Raw genomic sequence first — 18,882 nt, 5'->3', positions numbered from 1 at the left:
ATTACATATATTCTCCTGAAAATTTGAATTATTTATATATATTTTTGCAGTGCAAGCAAAAATAGCTCCCCCACAATTTTCTGCACTATTTCCACTAAAATTTCCTCCATTAATTATTACAGAAGAACGTTTATAATAAGTTTCAGGATGAGAATCAGAACTTACATCCCGGCAACAAAGAAATCCTCCATATCCATCATAAAATGCACCATTTCCAATCATCAAAGCTTTATTATTTCTGTAACTTCCTCCATTTATTTTTAAAGTACTTCCACAACAAGCAATTGCTCCTCCAAAATTTGCTGAACAATTTTCAATGATGCAATTATTAAAATTTCCTGTTGAACACTCAAGATAAACTGCTCCTCCCATAATTTGACGACCTGGCAAAGCTGCATGTGGATAAGCTGTACAATTTTCAAATGTACAATCACTAAAATTTCCTGTTGCATAATAAATCTTGATTACTCCCTCTCCCAAGCTATCATTTCTCACACAGTTTTTTATCTTACAACCATTCTCCAATGTTAAAACCCCATTAGTGGCGACAAACATTCCACCACTATTCTCTATTGTACAACCATTAAAAACTGCTGTTGAACATTCATTATTTTCACCACCTGCCGTCAAAACGTTTCCACAATTTTCAATTGTACAATCACTAAAGTTTCCTGTTGCCACAGTGAGTGCAAATACGGTTCCGCTTTCACAATTTCGAATTCTACAATTATTTTCCATTGTTAAGGTACTGTGCTCACACGAAAACAGATTATTTCTACAGTTTTCAATTGTACAATCATTAAAAACCGCTGTTGAACCATCTCTTATACGAACTATTATTCCCCATGTCTTGTCCTGGTCTACCTTTCCGGCACAATTTTCAATTATACAGCCATTAAAATTTCCTGTCGCATTCTTCTCCAAAGTAACTGCACTTGCTACATAAGTAATAAGAGACGACGCCTCGGTAGAAATCCTGCAATTTTGAATCTTACAGTTGTTCATAGTAAGAGAACCCATTGCACGTATCTTCGAATAATAAGCCCTTACTTCCTGACCATCTATCGTAATATTTTCCATCGTTAAGTCAGCCCCTTTATTCACTTCAATTCTTGCATGACTCCCGTGGATTATCGTCCCTCCTCCCTGAATTATAACTGTTCCATCTATATTTACCGTATCCTCGATTATCAGCGTAACTCCCTCATTAATCACAAGTTCCACATCGGATAAAGTTACAGGGCCATCCCAGGTCTCACCACCTTCACTAATCTCTCTTATAGTAGAAACAGCCCGCGCCCCATACTCCTTTTCTTCCGCTCCACTCACATATTCTTCTGTCAATTCTTCCCCTGCCCCGGATTCCTCTTTCTTCCCTTCGGAAAACGTTTCCTGCCCTGCTCCTTCCCCTTCTATATTCTTCTGTCAATTCTTCCCCTGCCCCGGATTCCTCTTTCTTCCCTTCGGAAAACGTTTCCTGCCCTGCTCCTTCCCCTTCTATATTCTCCCCGGACTTTACCGTCACCTGAATCTCCGGCAGCTCCGCTCCTTCCGCCAGCACATACCCTTCAGGCAGCACAGGCGCAAAGACATACACCCCTTCTGTCTCACTGTCATATGCCGGGATTCCTGTCCATGTGACATGTTCTATTACAACGGTTTCTTCTGAATTTGTATCCGGATTTGTCTCCGGATTTCCTTCCGGCACTTCCCCTGTACCTGGCTCTGTATCAGGAATCGGAGATTCCGGCTGTTCTTCCGGCCCGTTTTCTGCTGGAGGTTCCGATTCTTCCGTTTCATGTTCCGCCGGAAGTTCAACTTCACTATTACCATCACCCGAAAATTCCTGCGTTTCTTCCGGTGCTTCTGTTTCCTCTGTATGCTGAGAAACTTCCTGCATTTCTTCCGGCAGACTTCCGCCTTCCGGAGCTGTTCCTTTCACATCCGGAGTTTCCGGATTCACGTTACTATCCTGTCCCGCCGAAACACATACCGCTTCCAGGGTCTCCGGCAGGTTCAACTCCTCCAGGGACGTTCCCGGTTCCACGGTCTGGTATTTCACTTCCTCCGGCAGTTCAGAAAAAGACAGTACCTTTTTCTGAGGTTCTTCCGCCTGCACTTCGGAACCGTAACCTTCCATGGGCAGAGACGCCAGCAGCAGGCAGGCGCAGAGCAGAACCGACAGCAGTTTCTGACGGACGGGATTCCTTTTCTGAGATAAGGATTTTTCCGAAAAATTCTCTTTGGCTGTTTTCATTTCATAACACACTCCTTGTTTTAAACATCACACTCCCTTGTGATGCGGGCACAGTAATTCCGTATTTTACCATTGACTGAACATTATTAACTTAATTATAGCGAACCGGAATGAAAATTTCCACAATATTATGGGAATTATTTCTGTTTTATTGGTTATTTTGTAACAGTTCAGACAGGTCTGCGCACCTGCTGCGCTGACCGTGAGAATATGATTCAGGAAAGCAAAAATCCCATTGCGAAGCAATTTTAAATGGATTTTTGCATGTAACAGGGCAGCTTGTCTGAACTGTTACGTTATTTTGTCAGGGTTCACGCTATGCCTGTTCTGCCCTTTCTTCCTGTCAGGGTTTCGTTATGTCTCCTCTGCATTTACTGCCGACCATCTCGTCCACCCTGCACCCGGTTTCAGAAAATACCGTAATAATGAACTGTGTTACTGTTCACACCCTACTGGTGTTCCAGTAACGGCATCCGGCCATTTAAAGTCACCTTCGGTGAGGAGCCGGATGCCTGACAGTCACTACTTCTTTGACCGGACACCGTGCAGCGTGGTGCACAGTGCCGTGTGAACAGTAACGACCTGTTACTACAGATAGTAACAGGTCAGTCCACACCCCTCAAACAAGCCACAGACCGCCTGTCAGGCAGGCTATCCGCTGCTGACGCAGCTCCTGTCTGAGGCTTAAGGGGCGTTCCCCTCATCGCCGGCATTATGAACTCATTCATGCAAGCATGATTCGTCCATAAATTTGGCGATGGCTGAACTGATACTACAGATAAAATTTTTGAATAAAAACATATTGAAAAACATTTATGCATATGCTATAATGCCGTCAGGCAAAAGAGATGCAAAAGTTCCATGTGAACAAAGAATGAAATCCCCGGACTGTGTTGCACCACAGTCCGGGGATTCTTCTTTTCTTTTTTAGCGGCAAAGCACCCGCCAGGCTATTTGTTGCTCCTGTCGTCACCGTCTAACCATTTGATGATGTAGTGGCAAGCCACACCAGCCATAACGGCGATTAAAAAGGATGCAAATAACTCCATGTGAACACCTCCTCCCTGTTGCGGGTATCGGTGAGCAACACATAGATTATAGCATATTATTCGACAGGCTTATATACCTTTTTGTCGAAAATGACCTCCGACAATCCTTAAATCTGATACCAGATAATCTCATTCTCCTCTAATTTCAAAGAAAAACTCTCTCCGTTTCCTTTGTAGACCAGAGTTTCCTGCGGTTCGTAGGTATTATTCACCACACAGAATTTGCCATTTGCCGGATAGGCGTGAACTTCCACATTGAAATTCGTGCTGAACCAGTGATGAAGGCGGGATTCCTCATGGGAGCTCCACAGCACGGAGCGGTACAGCAGGCGGCTGTTCTCAAAGCTGTAGGGCAGGCCGCTGATATAAACCGCCCGGCCTTTTCCAAATTCATTTACTGCAAGCTGAACTTCTTTCTCCCGTTCCACGAGAATTTCCGTTCCTTCCAGCGCATAAATATTTTTCTGGCCTTCCCCAAAGTCAATCTCTCCCTGACAGTCTTCCGTAATGAAATGGCTGTGGCTGTCCCAGTTGTACTTATCGTAACCCAAGGTAAATCCCCGTTCTTCCTCCACGCCGAATACGCCTGCAAGCTGGAAAAATCTTCCGTTGGCCTGATGGGCAGAGGGCTCTCCCACGCCGATGATTCCGCCTCCTTCGTATACGAATTTCCTGATGGCAGTCACCACTTCCTCATCACACCACCATTCGCCTCCGGTATGAGCGGTATCTGCCCCTCCCACATTAATCAGCACGTCAACATCTTTTAAAACGGCGGGATTCTGCTTTATATCCTCAAAGCTGATAAAAGTTACGTCAAAGGGTGCGCCGGACAACGCTTCAATCACCCCTGCATAGGAATAATTCTGCTTCTGATACAGCGCATGGTGCACCATATGGCAGCCCCAGGCACGCATTTTGCCCCAGCAGTTCAGCACAGCCACTTTTTTCACACAATAAGGCACGCAGCCTTTTACATTTTCATACAGTACCCGGAATTCCTCGCAGACACTTTCCACATAGGAAATAAATTCCGGGAACTCCAGCGCCAGCTTCAGGTAACCGCCGTAGCCAATCCGGTCAATGGGTTTTCTGAGGATGGCCCTTCGTGCCGTTACCCAGTTGACTTTCGCCTCTTTTACCGGGTCGCCGCCCTCACAGAACGTATCCGGGAAGAAATAAGGCAGCAGCCTTCCTTCCGTATATTTCACCCCTTCAATATCACTGATGAGCCGCAGTGTAGAACCGTTTCCCACGCTTCCCACCACAGCGTCCACTCCGATGGAAGCAAATTCCTCCAGAAAAGGTTCCGTGCCAATCCAGTGGTCTCCCAGGAACATCATGGCTTCTTTGCCGCATTCGTGGGTGATATCCACCATTTCTTTTGCAATCCGGGCCACTTCCCGACGCTGGAACTCCTGAAAATCCCTGAATTCTCTGGTGGGAATCCGGTACTGGCCATTGTAATATCCCTGGTCGATAATATATTCGGGACGGAATTTATAGCCTGCTTCCCGCTCAAACTGCTCCAGAATATAAGGGCTGACCGAGGCGGAATATCCGTACCAGTCTACATATTTTTCCCTGGCCAGCTCATCAAAAATCAACGTAAACTGATGGAAAAAGGTGGTGAACCGCAGCACATTTACATAAGGGTGTTCCTCAATGAATTTCCGCAGCCGCTTCATGGTATATGCATGGGTTTTGGGCTGGCGCACATCAAAGGTAATCTGATGTTCCACATCCTGCCAGCCATTGGTCACCGCATTGTACATATGCACCGGATCCCAGATAATATAAGCCAGAAAACTCACCGTATAATCATGGAAAGGTACGGACTGAACCGTCACTTCCCCGGTGCTCTCCTCATAGCTCCAGTGCTCCGAAGACACCGGCTGTCCCGTAGTCCGGTCCATCACTTCCCACCAGCGAGTGATATCATCCCGGCTGTTGGGTTTTAACATATCCGGATATAATCCTTTCATCAGCGGAATGCTCAGTGTACTCCCCTCCGCCATATAAAAAGGCGTCATCACATACATCTGCTGCACTTCCTCCGGGTTGGCTCTGGCCCAGTCGTTATCTTTTCTGGTGGTGTAATAGGTGGAATAAATTTTTGCGTCCACCTGCTGCAGTTCTTCCGGAAAATCCGTCCCGTCACAGTCACGTACCGCGTCCGCACCCCATCGTTCCATCAGTTCCAGCGTCTGGGGTATCACATCCAAATCTGTGGGTATGGTAACACGTCCTTTTACTTTATCCATTCTTTTCTCTCCTTCTGTGGAAATATTATTTTTTTCTATGTCTATGCGTTCAGAATCTGCCGGTAAATCTGATAATCTTCTTCCGTGTACACGTCAAATATCACCCGTTCCATTTCAGCATTCTGCTCCAGATATTCCGTCACGGTCTTTACTGCAATCTCGGCAGCTTCTTTTTTCGGGAAATGAAATTCTCCTGTGGAAATACAGCAGAACGCCACGCTTTTCAGCCCCTGCTCTGCCGCCAGCTCCAGACAGGAGCGGTAACAGCCCGCAAGCTGCTCACAGTGGATTTCTTTCAGGCTGCCGGAAACAATGGGGCCTACCGTATGCAGAATATAACGGCAGGGCAGATTAAAAGCCGGGGTAATCTTTGCCTGTCCTGTAGGTTCTTCCTGTCCCTGTTCTGTCATAATTTCATCGCAGAGCAGGCGAAGCTGCATACCGCAGGCACTGTGAATCACATTGTCAATACAGCCATGGCAGGGCACAAAACACCCCCGCAGAGCACTGTTTGCCGCATTTACAATGGCGTCTGTTTTCAGGGTGGTAATATCTCCTTTCCAGAGCACCAGACGCCTGTTCCCCGGTACCGCAGGAAGTTCATCACCGTCCACAATCCCTTTTTCCTCTATCTCCTCCTGCAGATATTCATCCTGTATTTTCAAAAGCACCGCGTCCACCGGCTGAGGCGCCCGGATATTCATAAGCGTCCGGAGCAGGCGTTTCTGCTTCTCCGAATCCTCCGGGATTTCCATGCCCCTGTAGGGAGAATCCTCCTGCAGTTTCTGAATTAAAAACACTAATTTTTCTCTGTGTGTCATGTTGACCTCCTGCCTTTTCATAACCGTCTGTTTCCTGAATCATACTATTTGCCCGCTGAAAATTCAATACCTTTTTCCGATATTTAACAGAAAATACATACAGACGCATACCCCGGAACATTGCTCAAATCATGCATTGTGAATCAGAACGGGATACAATATAATGTTTGAAGGCCTTTCCATATGGAAAGAAGAAAAATATCGTCACCTGCAGGGCACCTTTCCGGTGATATCCATGAGTTTTGCAGGAATTAAGGAGAACACCTTTCCGGAAGCAAGGAAAAGCATCTGCCGAACCCTGGAAGAACAGTATAACAAAACGATTATCTGCTGAACGAAAAAGAAAAGGCGTTTTATCTGGAAGTTGTCACAACCACTTCTGATAAGTACGAGGATGCATTTGGATTTACAGAAACCGAAGTGTCTGCCGCCTCAGAGGAATATAACAAAGGGGCTGCAGAAAAATGTGATTCCGCAATATATGGTATGGAAATCACATTTTCCTGCAGCCCTCATTCTTTTCACCGAAATTCTCTTATTTCGTAAATACTACAGGGACAGCTTCTTATTACATATCTTCCGCAGTCCGTCCTTGTGGGAGGTAACAATCAAAATGCTTCCGTTTTCCGCCACAAACCGCTCTATATTCTCCAGAATTATCCGTTCATTTTCCGCATCCAGTCCATTGGTAGCCTCGTCCATAATCAGAATCCTGGGCCTGCGTATTAATACTCTGGCCAGAGCCAGACGCTGTTTCTGCCCGCCGGAAAGATTTCCGCCGGATTCCTGTATCCAATAGTCCAGACCATGTGCCAGGGCAAATTCCTTTAGCTGTACCAGTTCCAGTATCTGAAGAATTTCCCTGTCTTCATACCGGCCGCCCAGGGCCACATTTTCCCGCAGAGTCCCTTCCAGAATCACAGGTTCCTGAAACTGTATTTTCAGAAGGTCAAACAGTTCTTCTTCCGGTATGGCGTGGGCGTCACGGCCGCAGATTTTTACCACACCTTCCGTCACCGGATAAAAGCCGCAGATTAACTTCAGCAGCGTGGTCTTTCCGGAACCGCTTTCTCCCTCTATAAATACTTTATCTCCGCTCTTCCAGGATGCATGGATATCGTTAAGGATATCCTGCTCTTTCCAGGCAAACCGCCGGATGTCCAGTTCCACCCTGGTTTCTTCCTCCGGAGCAATTCTTACTCCCTCCGTTGTTTCTTCCGGCGTGAGATATTCATAAATCCGGTCCGCAGCTCCCACACACCTCTGGGTACCGCGGTAAAAATCTGCCATATTATTCAGAGGTTCCACCAGCTTCTGGGTATACGTGTAAAACAGCAGAATACAGCCTACGGTAATTTCCCCTCTGTACAGAAACACGCTTCCCAGAAGAACCATAAACACCGGGAATATAATGGAAATCAGAGAATTCACACCATAGGAGCAGACATCCAGACGGATAATCCTTCTGGCAGCCTGGAAAAATTTCTCCCATATGTGGGAATAAAATCTTTTTTCAAAAAATTCTTTTTCGTTCAGAGTTTTGATTTCCAGCACCGCTCTGGTATCTTCTGTCAGGTGCTGGCTCAGATTGGCGGTTTCCTGGGAAAATGCCTGATAATTCTCCCTCATTTTCTTATTTATACGGTTGACTGCCAGGAAATACAGGGCGCCCACCAGAATCTCCACACTGCCCAGCAGAAGGTTTCGGGCCAGCAGCACGCCGATTATGATGACAATTTTCGTCATATTCAGTACCAGCATCAGCACGCTGATTCCCGCCGATTCCGCAATCAGGGAACCATCATTCATCACTGCAGAAACAATGTCTCCCGTAGTTCTCTCATCAAAAAATACCGCCCGCTTTTTCAGGAGTTTCCCGTACATCATGGTGCGCATCTGGTTCATCAGGGTATAACGGAACACATGCCATACCCGCGTCTGATAAAGACCTGCTCCAAAGGCCAGAAGGCCTGTGAGTCCAATCCTGCCGAATTCTTTCAGGACTTCCTGCCAGGGGGCTTTTGATACCGCCAAATCCACAAATCCCTGTATCTGATACACAAAATACAGCTCCAGTACCGTGGAGAGCATACAGAAAAACAGCAAATGCAGCTGTTTTCCTCTGAGGTTGCGGAACAGGCGGACCAGTTCCCGGTATTTTACTTTGTTTGTTGATTTCATCAATTTCTCCTTCTATTTCCGGGGATTAATTACCATACGAAATGTGACCGGATCCTCTCTGATTTCTTTTCTGTTTAATTTGCCGTAAGGAAATCCGAATCCGTAAATCTGATATACGGAATCTGCTTCTGCTTCTGGAAGAGTAATGGGAACAACGTATGCCTTTCCGGCCGGAACTTTAATATATCCTTTTTCTGCTCCCTCTTTCAGAGGAATCTGTTTCCAGTTCAAAAATGCCGTAAGCACATATTCCACGTCTGCTGTTCCGTTTTTATTTGAAATCACAAGCTCGCAGATTTCTCCGGACTTCCCTTCCACAACCATCTCAATTGCATTTTTTACACTGTCATGCTTTTCTGTCAGCATGAATCCGTCTGGTATCTGTGCATCTGTAATATCCATGCTTTCCACAGTCTCATCCGGTTCCGCCTTTTGACCCCCAGATTCATTCATAAGATTAATCCGGTAGACATATCCCCTCTGAAGCTCAAAGACACAGTCCTGATATTCTCCGTCTTTCATAAATGCTTTTTCTTCCGGCTCCGGCAAAATTATATAGGAAAACTCTTCGGCAGATTCCGTTACATCCAGTTCTATCCGGAAATTCATCTCCGTGTCCCCTGTCAGTTCAAATGGAAAGCCCGTATATTTTTCTCCCTCTACCACAAATTCCTGCTGCTGATAATCCACCATGGCAATAAAAAGATAATGCCTTGTTTCCGGAAAATTCTGCTGGAAAGAAACACGCCCCGTTATTTTTTTGTCCTTTACCGGATATATCGTTCCGGAATCATAGATTTTTCCTGTTTCAATATCATAAAACCCAAAAGCCGTATAACCTTCACTCAAAGTAATGGTTCCATCTTCATGGTATATGGGGCCATCGGGTACTGTTTCCTCTTTCTCCTGTGCCGGTTCCTGAGAAATTACTCTTTTCTCTCTGTTTTCCTGCACTTTCTCCGGCAGACACCCGGCCATGGTTATAATCAGAACAACTGCCAAAAGCAGGATTTTTATCTGTTTTTTCATAAATATTTTATCGCATCCATTTTTTATATAGGAAATCATACCATTTGTACGGCAAAAACTCAACCATATCGTCAAATATTCTCTTAGTAAAAAATACACATAACGCCATCCTCAAACTGAGATGACATTATGTGTATCTGATTATTCCCGAAGTAACTACTCTCTCATATTTTCTCTGCTATTAACCTGTTTGCATTTCTCCCCGCAGTTTTTTCGCAAATTTGCTTTCCGGACGACTCAGACAATGGAATATATCTTCTCCATAAGGAACATTGATATGACCGTTTTGATCCATCCTGTATATCGTTCCATTGTAATTAAATTCGTCTCCAACCTCATAATTTATTAAATTATCCCCCTGAGTCATTCCAATGTAAGCCCCGTCATACTGATATTTAGGATAAAGTCTTCCATCATGACCGTAAAAAAAAGTATTTTCCTTTCCATCAACCATAACAGTACACATGCCTGGTTCAAATCCAAGCTGATCCATCATCCTTTTTACTTTGCTTTCGTCCAGCAAAATTGTAATACCTCCCGCCGCAGCGTTACCGCGATTTGTAAGAGCAGAAAAAAATGTTTTCCATTCTCCAAGTTCTTTCAACATAATACCATTTTCTAACGCATATAAGGTTTCTGACCGGGCAACATACAGCTTTCCATTACCTCCTGTCCTCATTCCCCATGTATTTTCCGTTCCGCCATCTCTCGTTGTTACTCCATAGCAGACGCCAGACTCAAAAGTCAGAACATTATCAACCGCTCTCATCTCTGTCAGCAATTCCCTGTCTAATTTTTCAATCTGACTGATGTCACATACCTTACCTTTTACCACAAACTGATTATTTACAACGGATCCTTTCAGATCTTTCAGATTATTCAGATAATCCCAGATATCTTCTTTGGCCACTTTTCCGGTTGCCGACCGCAAAACACCCGATTCCGTATAATCTGCATACAGGTATGGTTCCTGGCTTTGCCGGATATAAGAATCTTTTCCCAGGGACATCCCACGGGACTTTCCCTTGTTGGCTGAAAATATAACTTTTAATGCATCCTGTTCCATCTGAAGCTGATTCAACCTGGCTTTTTGAATAATATCCATATTATTTATCTCGAACATTCAAATCTCCTTTCATGGTAATGTCGGATAGATATAATAAAAACTGTATATTGGCGTAAAAGTTTTATCATTTTTATAGGTATACGAAAATGTATAAGCTCCGTCTAATCCATAATTATAACTGAATGGTACGTCAATACTTCCCCATGCAGCAGAATATGTTTTTATAAAAGTGCTGGGAGATTCAGAATAAGCCACTTCAACCTTATCCGCATAACCTGAATTTACTCCACCAATCAGGATAGTAGTAACCTGTGCTTTTTCCGGACAATCACTATAAGTAAAATCTATAATATCCTCCTGCTTTGTATTACCGGAAGACAAAGAAATTCTTTCTCCTTCTCGTATCACTTTACCAGTACGATATACGGGATTGCCAAACAAAAACTGATATGAGTCGATTACTCTTGTTCCTCTCAGACGAACATAATAATACCCCGTTGGCAAATGATTAAAATCATAAACATGATAGTGGCTGGTAGCATCTGTTTCATAAATCTCCTCTGTCACAGGATTTCCATTTGAATCATATATCTGAAAATACAATATGTCTGAATATATAGAAAAGTAGCTGTCCTGTGCGCTGTTTAAATACACCTTAAACCAGTCTTCATCACTTGTAGAAACATACCCTTTCACAACATAGGAATTACTATTATCCCCTTTCATATACTCCTGTGGCGTCTGCCTGTTTGCTGATATTGTTTCTGCTGTTTCCATAGTATCATTCGGCTCAGTTTCCTTCACGGACTGTGCATGTACATTCATAGTTATTCCTGTAAAAAGTGCTGCTGTTATACATGCTGCCAGAAATTTTCCCCACTTTTTCTTATCATACCACTTTCCTCCTGTAAATAAAATAATAAGTATAATATAATAAGTATAATACCTTTAAATGCAAAGTCTATGACGTTTTTCGAAAATCAGCATCAACGCATATTTTCGAAAAACGTCATAGACTTTGCCATAAAACTATATAAAATAAATAAAAAATTTTCAGGAGGATTACCATTAATGAAAAAACAATCATTATTCTTTTATGTAGTATATCATTAACTTCTCCCTTTATCTCATTACCCTACTGTTGTCATACACCAATCCAGACTTTCGAACTCCATGATTGTGGAAATGTAAATTAATGCCTGCCCGTCTCATACTTTTGTTGATAATATTCTTTTGTATGCTCAAAATCATCCTCATACAGCTTTAATATGTAATAACTGTATCTCATACAGGTCTCTGCCAGCACCTCATTTTCCTGGCCATCCTTTTTTTCGTACACACAGGAAAGATTTCCCATAATCTTTCCTGCTATGTCACCTCTCTGACAATCCATTGTCAGTCTGATTCCTTCTCTTCCAATTAGTTCTGCTTCCTCCAGCCTGTTTTCCACTTCCAGATACCCCGTATAATTAATATACAAAAGAAATAACGACACGGCATGATGCTGTTTTAATACTCTGCTGTTCCCGTATCTGCCTAATATCTGTTTATACAGGTCAGTTGCTCCTCTGACATTCCCGCTTCTTCTCATACAACGGGCTATCTGATTCAATATTACAAACTCCTGCCGGAAAGGAATCCGATGAATCTCTCCATCATATTCCTTCATCGTATACTGAAGCAGTTCTTCCAGCTTCTGAATGGCATGTTCTTCAGAGATTCTTCCTGTACTCCACTGTTCCTGCAGCCAGGCAGTCTCCAGAAACTGCCTGTTCAGGAGAATATTCCTGTCAAGACTTTCTTCCAGTTCCTGCAGAAGAACATGCGCTTCCTCATTTCTTCCTCTCGACGCTTCGCGTTTAAAAAGCCTGACCTTTTCATACAGACTGTAATCATCTGCCACAATAAATCCGTAATAGGTTTTTCGCTCAGAACCCATCCGCTCCATCATGGCATACAGATTATTCCGGTTAGGACTGCGTTTTCCGCTTTCAATCCTTGAAAGGGTTTCCTGCGTACAGATATCTGCGCTTAATGCTTCCTGAGATAAATGCTGTGCCAGACGGAATTCCCGAATCATCTCATTGCTTATCACCACTTCGCTCTGCTGGCTTGTCATCAGAAAATAACATACTTTTTCTAACGGAGGTTTTTCTCCTGCAAACTGAGAAAGAAATTGAATTGCTTCCAGTTCATGTACCAGTTCAGGCTGTTCTTCTGCCTTTTCCAGCTTCTTAAGACACTTTATTTCCAGTTTTAAAAATTCCTCCATCAGTGTCAGTACACCATTCTGAACCAGACATGCTTTCCCCTGCCTGCAGATTTTATATGCTTTCCCTGTCTCGTTCTGCTTCAGATAAATCTCTGTCAAAAGCCATGCGCACTGAGGATATATTTTTGCTTTTTCTTCTCCGTCCGTATAGTGGTCTTCCAGGTACTGAAACAGAACTTCCAGGTAATTTTCTGCTGTCTTAAAATATTCAGTTTCCATCATCAGATAACAAATCAGCAGCAGAATCCGTATTTCCTGTACGCAAAGGTAATATCTTCTGCCTTTTTCCGGTTTCCATTTCGGAACCGTAAGTTCCAGGGCCTGCGTCAATGCTTCCATGCACTCTTCTGCAATATGATTCTGCACATATCTGTCAACCGCCTGCATCATCTGCTGAAACTGCCTGTGCAATACTTTTTGCTCTCCGGTGCATAATCTGTATTCACCCAACAGGGCTTCCACACACCGATGATCTTTTTTTATAAGGCTTTCCAACATACATGTCCGCAGAAAAACAATCTGATATTCCTCCTGGGACATGGCAGTCTCCAGTTTATCCAGAGATTTCCCCAAACGCTGAAACAGCGCTTCCAGCAATACTTTATCTGCTGTTTTTTCTCCTTTTTCCAGACGGGACAGCTCCGGAATACTCAGAAGGCCTCCTGCCAGCTCTTTCTGGGAAATTCCAATCTCCTCCCGCATGGAATAAAGCATATTTCCTATGTGTCTGGTCACTTTTGCTTCTCACCCTCTCACTCGCCTTCCCAGTCATCCTCCTCCCAGTCGGGATACTGCTTTGGCGCCTCCCCTTTGCTTTTGATAACTTCCGGTTCTTCGGTGCCTTCTTTCAATACCCGGAGCACTTTGCACTGGAACAGCCACTCATCTCCGAAATCAAACAGAAATTTGAACTGTTTCTCTTTGCACAGACCTGCCCGGTCCAGGCTGCATTCCTCTGTGGACGGACCATCGTATTCCATTTCCATATCCCTCATAAAATAGCAGTTCCGGCGGCTCCACTGCACATTATCCATGAAAAATGCATGGGCATGGTCGTCGTCAAACCCAAAGGCTTCCAGTATAATGCTGTGCAGATCCCACAGTGTACTTCTGCCGGAAATCCGGATATGGCGGTAACAGCCTGTCCCCAGGGAAACACTGATTACATAGGAATGGTCTCTCCCGGACTTTACAGTTCGAAACGCCGATTTGTCCGGCCGGTTATCAGCCAGTTCCGGATGCAGAAGACGCCTGACTTTCCACTCCAGTTCCTCCGGCAAAATCCCCTGTTCCAGAATCATGTCAATCTGTTCCACCATGTTTTCCGGCAGACTTTCCACCTGTTCTTTATTCAGTTCCAGTATCGTTTCCATCATCTGAATCATTTCATCCATTTCTTCCTCTTCGCTCATGGAAAAATGTTTCAGAAAATCAGCTTCCGCAGTCTCCAGTGCAGGCAGTTCTTTTTCCATACTGACAGTAATTTTCAGCCTGCTGCAAAAGGCTTTCACAAATGCAGCGGTACGCTGGTCCCGTACTTTTATCCGGTCCGGACATATTTTCTGCTGCTGAAGAGATTCCATAAACAGATTCAGCAATTCTTCCGGATTATCTTCATAATGTTCCACCGGAGGCACCGGAAGGATATAATTTGTGGAGGACTCCACTGCCAGCAGAATAATGGGGAAATAGGGAATTTCTTCCGGTTTGTTCCGAACAGGCTCCGGAAACCGGAGCAGCTCACATTCCCATACCCCCATCCGTTCCATCCGTTTCAGGCTGGCTATGCCGATATCATTGCCGGCTTTGGGCGCCGGCCACTTTTTCGGCTTTATACAGGGAAGTTTTGTACTGGTCAGCACAAAACCCTTTTCACCGGGTTCCAGCATCAGAATCTCTTCTGTAAGGTCATTTACCGGCGCCAGTCCCAACGCAATGGGCGTGGTGCTTTTCAGAATTTCCGACAGCTCAATGGCTGCCTGCAATGCCTGGCAGAGGAGTTCCTGCTCCTGTTCTGTCTGCAGATGCCAGGGATAGTGGTTGGACTGATATTTCACAAACTGGGGATAGGCATTTTTTCCGGAAATCCTGATATCATGTGCACGGGCATAAGCCCTGGCTTCCTCAAGCTCCTGTTCCGACAGTTCATTTTTCCCCTCAAAGGCACACTGCAGACAATTCTGCTGCAGCAGATGCTCCTGAAATTCCAGAGGGGAAAGCTGATATCTGTTGGCTCTGGCTATGGTGCGGAAACTTTCCATTCCTTCATCGCCAACATAAAGGCCCAGGGCGCAATGCTCTCCTGCCGCCCCCATAATACTGATGTAACCGATTCTGCCATCGGACAGTTTTACCCCAAAAAGCTGCAAATCCCAGAGGATTTTCCACAACTTTCTTTTCTTATATTCAAACGCAAGTTCATACAGTTTATCTGAAATCATCTTTCACCGCCGTTTTTATAAAAACTGTTCACCATAACCATAGTGTTCCACTACATAATCAATGTCTTTATCGCCTCTGCCGCTGAGACACACCAGAATCGAACCCTGTCCCATTTCCCTGGCTTTTTTCATGGCCCAGGCAACTGCATGGGAGCTTTCCACAGCGGGAATAATACCTTCATAACGGGACAGTTTAAAGAAGGCTTCCATGGCTTCCTCATCTCCTGCGGTCTCATACTGAATTCTTCCCTCATCATGCAAAAATGCATGTTCCGGCCCTACGGAAGGGTAATCCAGCCCGCTGGCAATAGAATATACCGGCGCCGGCTCCCCTGCCTCATCCTTCAGCATAATACTTTCAAATCCATGCATAACGCCTTTCTCTCCGTATTTCATGGAGGCTGCATGGTCTCCCAGTTTCTCGCCTCTTCCCAGAGGCTCCACTCCCACAATGTCAACAGGGTCGTTCAGAAACGGAATAAACATGCCGATAGAGTTGCTGCCGCCGCCCACGCAGGCACATACCACATCCGGATCAATGCCTGTCATTTCACGGAACTGATCTCTTGCTTCATATCCTACCACAGACTGAAAATCCCGAACCATCAGGGGGAAGGGATGGGGCCCAAGAGCAGAACCGATACAGTAAATGGAATCTTTATAATTTCTGGCATAGGAATCAAAGGCGGAGTCCACGGCTTCTTTCAGAGTTTTCAGCCCATGGCTTACGGGCACCACCTTTGCCCCCAGGATTTTCATGCGTGTAACATTCGGCGCCTGTTTTGCAATATCCACCTCTCCCATATGAATTTCACATTCCAGTCCGAAGTAGGCGGCCGCTGTTGCCAGCGCCACACCATGCTGTCCGGCACCTGTCTCTGCAATCAGGCGTTTCTTTCCCATAAATCTGGCCAGCAGGCCTTCGCCCATACAGTGGTTCAGCTTATGGGCTCCTGTATGATTCAAATCTTCACGTTTCAGATAAATCTGGCAGTTGCCAATCTGCCGGGAAAGGCGCTCACAATGATATACCGGTGTGGGCCTGCCCTGGAATTCCCTGCGGATTCTCCGCAGTTCGTTGATAAACTGTGAAGAATGGCAGATGGTCTGATATGCTTCCGTAATTTCTTCAAAAGCCGGTTTCAGTTCCTCAGACAGATAGGCGCCGCCGTATTCTCCGAATCTTCCTTCTTTATTGGGATAATTTCTTAAATATGTTCTGTAATCCATGGTTTTCACGTATCCTTTCCTGTTGTTTTACTTTTTCACTGCATTTCTTTCCTCATCCAGCTCATTCTGCACTCTGGCCAGATCCTCGCGAATCCGGATATGCTGGGGACATGCCTCCTCGCATTTACCGCATTTGATACAGCTCAGGGGCTTCTCTTTCTCACCCATCTGTTCCCAGCTTCCTTTTATCATATCATATTTCCGGTAAATGTGGTACTGATTCCAGATTTTGAAATTCCTGGGAATGTTCACCCCTGCAGGACAGGGCATACAGTAACCGCAGCCGGTACAGCCGTTCTGTACCCTGGAACGCAGCGTCTGCACCACATCTGCAATGGTCTGCTGTTCCTGCCGGCTCAGGGGCATATAATTCCCAAAGGTCTTTAAGTTATCCTCCGTCTGTGCCTCTGTGGACATGCCGCTTAACACTACTTTTACATTTTCATGATCTGCCACCCACCGGAGGGCATAAGAAGCGATGGAGCGTTCCCGGCTCAGACCGTAAAATTTCTCGTTGATATCTTCTGAAAATCCCGCCAGGCTTCCGCCCCGCACCGGTTCCATAACAATCATGGGTACCCCTCGTTTTTCTGCCAGTTCATAGCCCCGGCGGCCTGCCTGTTCTTCCGTGTCCATGTAATTATACTGTATCTGGCAGAAATCCCAGTCCCGGCTGGTTAAGATTTCCTCAAATACTTCATAGCTGTCATGAAAAGAAAATCCCAGGTGACGGATTTTTCCTTCCTGCTGAAGCTCCTCACAGATTTCCAGAACCTGCAGCTCTTTTATCTTCTCCCATCGGCCTTTATCCACCGCATGAAACAGATAGAAATCCACATATGTTTTCCCCAGACGTTTCAGCTGTTCCTCAAATACCCGGCGGACGTCCTCTTTCCTCTCCAGAAGCCATATGGGAAGTTTTGTTGCAAGATAATAAGAATCTCTGGGATACTGCTCCAGCACTTTTCCCACAAACCTTTCGCTTTCCTGTTCATGATAGGTATAGGCAGTATCAAAGTAATTTACTCCTGCCTGATAAGCCATATCCAGCATTTTTTCTGCCCTTGTTTCATCAATTTTACCTTCTGCAGTAGTTGGAAACCGCATACATCCAAAGCCCAGCAGGCTGGTTTCCACGTTCAGTTTTTCTGTTTTTCTTTTTTCCATTTCTGTTCTCCTTCCGATGCCTTTCCTGTTCATCACAGCCTGTTCACCGCCCGTAGACGGATTGTACCGCAACAAAAGATACTTTCGTACTTTAGCGTGACAAGGTCTTTCCTATAGAAGAATAAAAACAGCAAGGCTTTTGTACCTTGCTGCTTCCTGTCAGTCATTTTTCACACAATACCTTATAAGTTTTCCGGTATTTCTGACTCTTCCCCTTTATTTTCCAGACTCTTGCTGAATTCCTCATTGATCTTCCGCAGTGATTCGTCAATCTCTCCTGCCTTGGCAATGATTGCAGAATATTTCTCTGTAGCCATGGAAGATAACTTGCCCATCTCTCCGGCCACAATATTAAATCCTCTTCCGGCTTCTCCGGCTCTGGCTGCTTCAATGGAAGCATTCAGCGCCAGAATATTCTGCTTTCTGGATACTTTGGTCAGATCCTGTACCATACTCTCAATCTGCTCCACATTCTGAGTGGTCACATCAATTTCTTTATCTATGGTATTAATCTTATTCTTCTCTCTGTAACGGGTGTACTCTGAATTCACCAGCATGTTGATCATTTCTTCCATCAGAGCTGCGGAAGCACGGATTGCCTTTTCTGTCTTAACCGGTACTTCTTTCAGAGCTTCAATGTATTCATCGGGATCCACGCCGATTTCCTCAGCCACTTTACGGAATTTGTCAAAGTCCGGCGGCGCCGGCAATACCTGTCCCCCCAGGATTGCACCCAGCTTCTCTCCTTCCACCACAATGTCCGCTGCAAAATCCATAAGACCCGCATGGCAGAAATAAGTTCCCACGCCTTCCATATCACATTTCTGACAACGCTTTAATCCGATCTCGCTGCCACGTGTATATTTCATACAGAAATCCAGAAAATTGCTGACTTTCGTAACATGTTTTCCTTCCTTGTCAATCATACTGACAGCTACGCCCGTTGCATCAGCAAACAAATCCTGAAGTCTCTGCAGTTTCTCCTGATCAATTAAATCAAGTATTTCCATAATTATCTTCTCCTTTTCCCCGGCAACTCGTAAATCTTATCCCATTGCAGGTTTTCCCGTTTCTGTTACCTTTATCATCCCACAATATAAAAACC

The 18,882-nt window shown here is 44.9% G+C and carries 13 protein-coding genes; 1 reads left to right on the top strand and 12 read right to left on the bottom strand.

Translation table 11 applies throughout. The features are described from left to right. Positions 1 to 1,267: 1,267 nt before the first annotated feature. The 3 genes from VSQ32_17625 to VSQ32_17615 form a co-directional block, all read right to left on the bottom strand. Positions 1,268 to 2,257 (bottom strand): hypothetical protein, encoded by a 990-nt coding sequence (locus VSQ32_17625; protein MEH2944617.1) that lies wholly within the window; start codon positions 2,255 to 2,257, stop codon positions 1,268 to 1,270. A gap of 1,156 nt (positions 2,258 to 3,413) precedes the next feature. Beyond that, positions 3,414 to 5,570, bottom strand: coding sequence for a 1,3-beta-galactosyl-N-acetylhexosamine phosphorylase (gnpA, locus tag VSQ32_17620; protein ID MEH2944616.1), 2,157 nt, complete (start codon positions 5,568 to 5,570; stop codon positions 3,414 to 3,416). 41 nt (positions 5,571 to 5,611) lie between these two features. Next, positions 5,612 to 6,391, bottom strand: coding sequence for a protein-ADP-ribose hydrolase (locus VSQ32_17615; protein ID MEH2944615.1), 780 nt, complete (start codon positions 6,389 to 6,391; stop codon positions 5,612 to 5,614). 163 nt (positions 6,392 to 6,554) lie between these two features. On the opposite strand from VSQ32_17615, the gene VSQ32_17610 reads away from it, so the two are divergent. Then, positions 6,555 to 6,725, top strand: a complete 171-nt coding sequence (locus tag VSQ32_17610) for a hypothetical protein (GenBank protein ID MEH2944614.1) — start codon at positions 6,555 to 6,557, stop codon at positions 6,723 to 6,725. Positions 6,726 to 6,940: 215 nt separating this feature from the next. Here the strand turns inward: VSQ32_17610 and VSQ32_17605 are convergent, their stop codons facing one another. From VSQ32_17605 to VSQ32_17565, 9 genes are all read right to left on the bottom strand, one after another. Continuing rightward, positions 6,941 to 8,572, bottom strand: coding sequence for an ABC transporter ATP-binding protein (locus VSQ32_17605; protein MEH2944613.1), 1,632 nt, complete (start codon positions 8,570 to 8,572; stop codon positions 6,941 to 6,943). A 12-nt stretch (positions 8,573 to 8,584) separates the two neighbouring features. Then, complete coding sequence (locus tag VSQ32_17600) at positions 8,585 to 9,601, bottom strand: hypothetical protein (GenBank protein MEH2944612.1); 1,017 nt, start codon at positions 9,599 to 9,601, stop codon at positions 8,585 to 8,587. A 181-nt stretch (positions 9,602 to 9,782) separates the two neighbouring features. Further along, a complete protein-coding gene (locus tag VSQ32_17595) occupies positions 9,783 to 10,724 on the bottom strand; it encodes a hypothetical protein (protein MEH2944611.1) in 942 nt (313 codons plus the stop codon). Positions 10,725 to 10,736: 12 nt separating this feature from the next. After that, the gene (locus VSQ32_17590; GenBank protein ID MEH2944610.1) at positions 10,737 to 11,492 is read right to left on the bottom strand and encodes a hypothetical protein; all 756 of its coding nucleotides are present in this window, start codon (positions 11,490 to 11,492) and stop codon (positions 10,737 to 10,739) included. 367 nt (positions 11,493 to 11,859) lie between these two features. Next, positions 11,860 to 13,674 (bottom strand): helix-turn-helix transcriptional regulator, encoded by a 1,815-nt coding sequence (locus VSQ32_17585; protein MEH2944609.1) that lies wholly within the window; start codon positions 13,672 to 13,674, stop codon positions 11,860 to 11,862. Positions 13,675 to 13,691: 17 nt separating this feature from the next. Next, positions 13,692 to 15,380 (bottom strand): hypothetical protein, encoded by a 1,689-nt coding sequence (locus tag VSQ32_17580; protein ID MEH2944608.1) that lies wholly within the window; start codon positions 15,378 to 15,380, stop codon positions 13,692 to 13,694. A 15-nt stretch (positions 15,381 to 15,395) separates the two neighbouring features. Further along, positions 15,396 to 16,610 (bottom strand): tryptophan synthase subunit beta, encoded by a 1,215-nt coding sequence (trpB, locus tag VSQ32_17575; protein ID MEH2944607.1) that lies wholly within the window; start codon positions 16,608 to 16,610, stop codon positions 15,396 to 15,398. 27 nt (positions 16,611 to 16,637) lie between these two features. After that, on the bottom strand, positions 16,638 to 17,777 hold the full coding sequence (locus VSQ32_17570) for an aldo/keto reductase (GenBank protein ID MEH2944606.1): 1,140 nt from the start codon (positions 17,775 to 17,777) through the stop codon (positions 16,638 to 16,640). A 182-nt stretch (positions 17,778 to 17,959) separates the two neighbouring features. Further along, positions 17,960 to 18,787, bottom strand: a complete 828-nt coding sequence (locus VSQ32_17565; GenBank protein ID MEH2944605.1) for a PocR ligand-binding domain-containing protein — start codon at positions 18,785 to 18,787, stop codon at positions 17,960 to 17,962. Positions 18,788 to 18,882 lie beyond the last annotated feature (95 nt).

The organism is Lachnospiraceae bacterium JLR.KK002, from assembly GCA_036941025.1.
In the GTDB taxonomy this organism is placed as follows: Bacteria; Bacillota; Clostridia; order Lachnospirales; family Lachnospiraceae; genus Petralouisia.
Note: the sequence above shows the minus strand (reverse complement) of the source record. Positions and strands in the feature narration are given on the sequence as shown.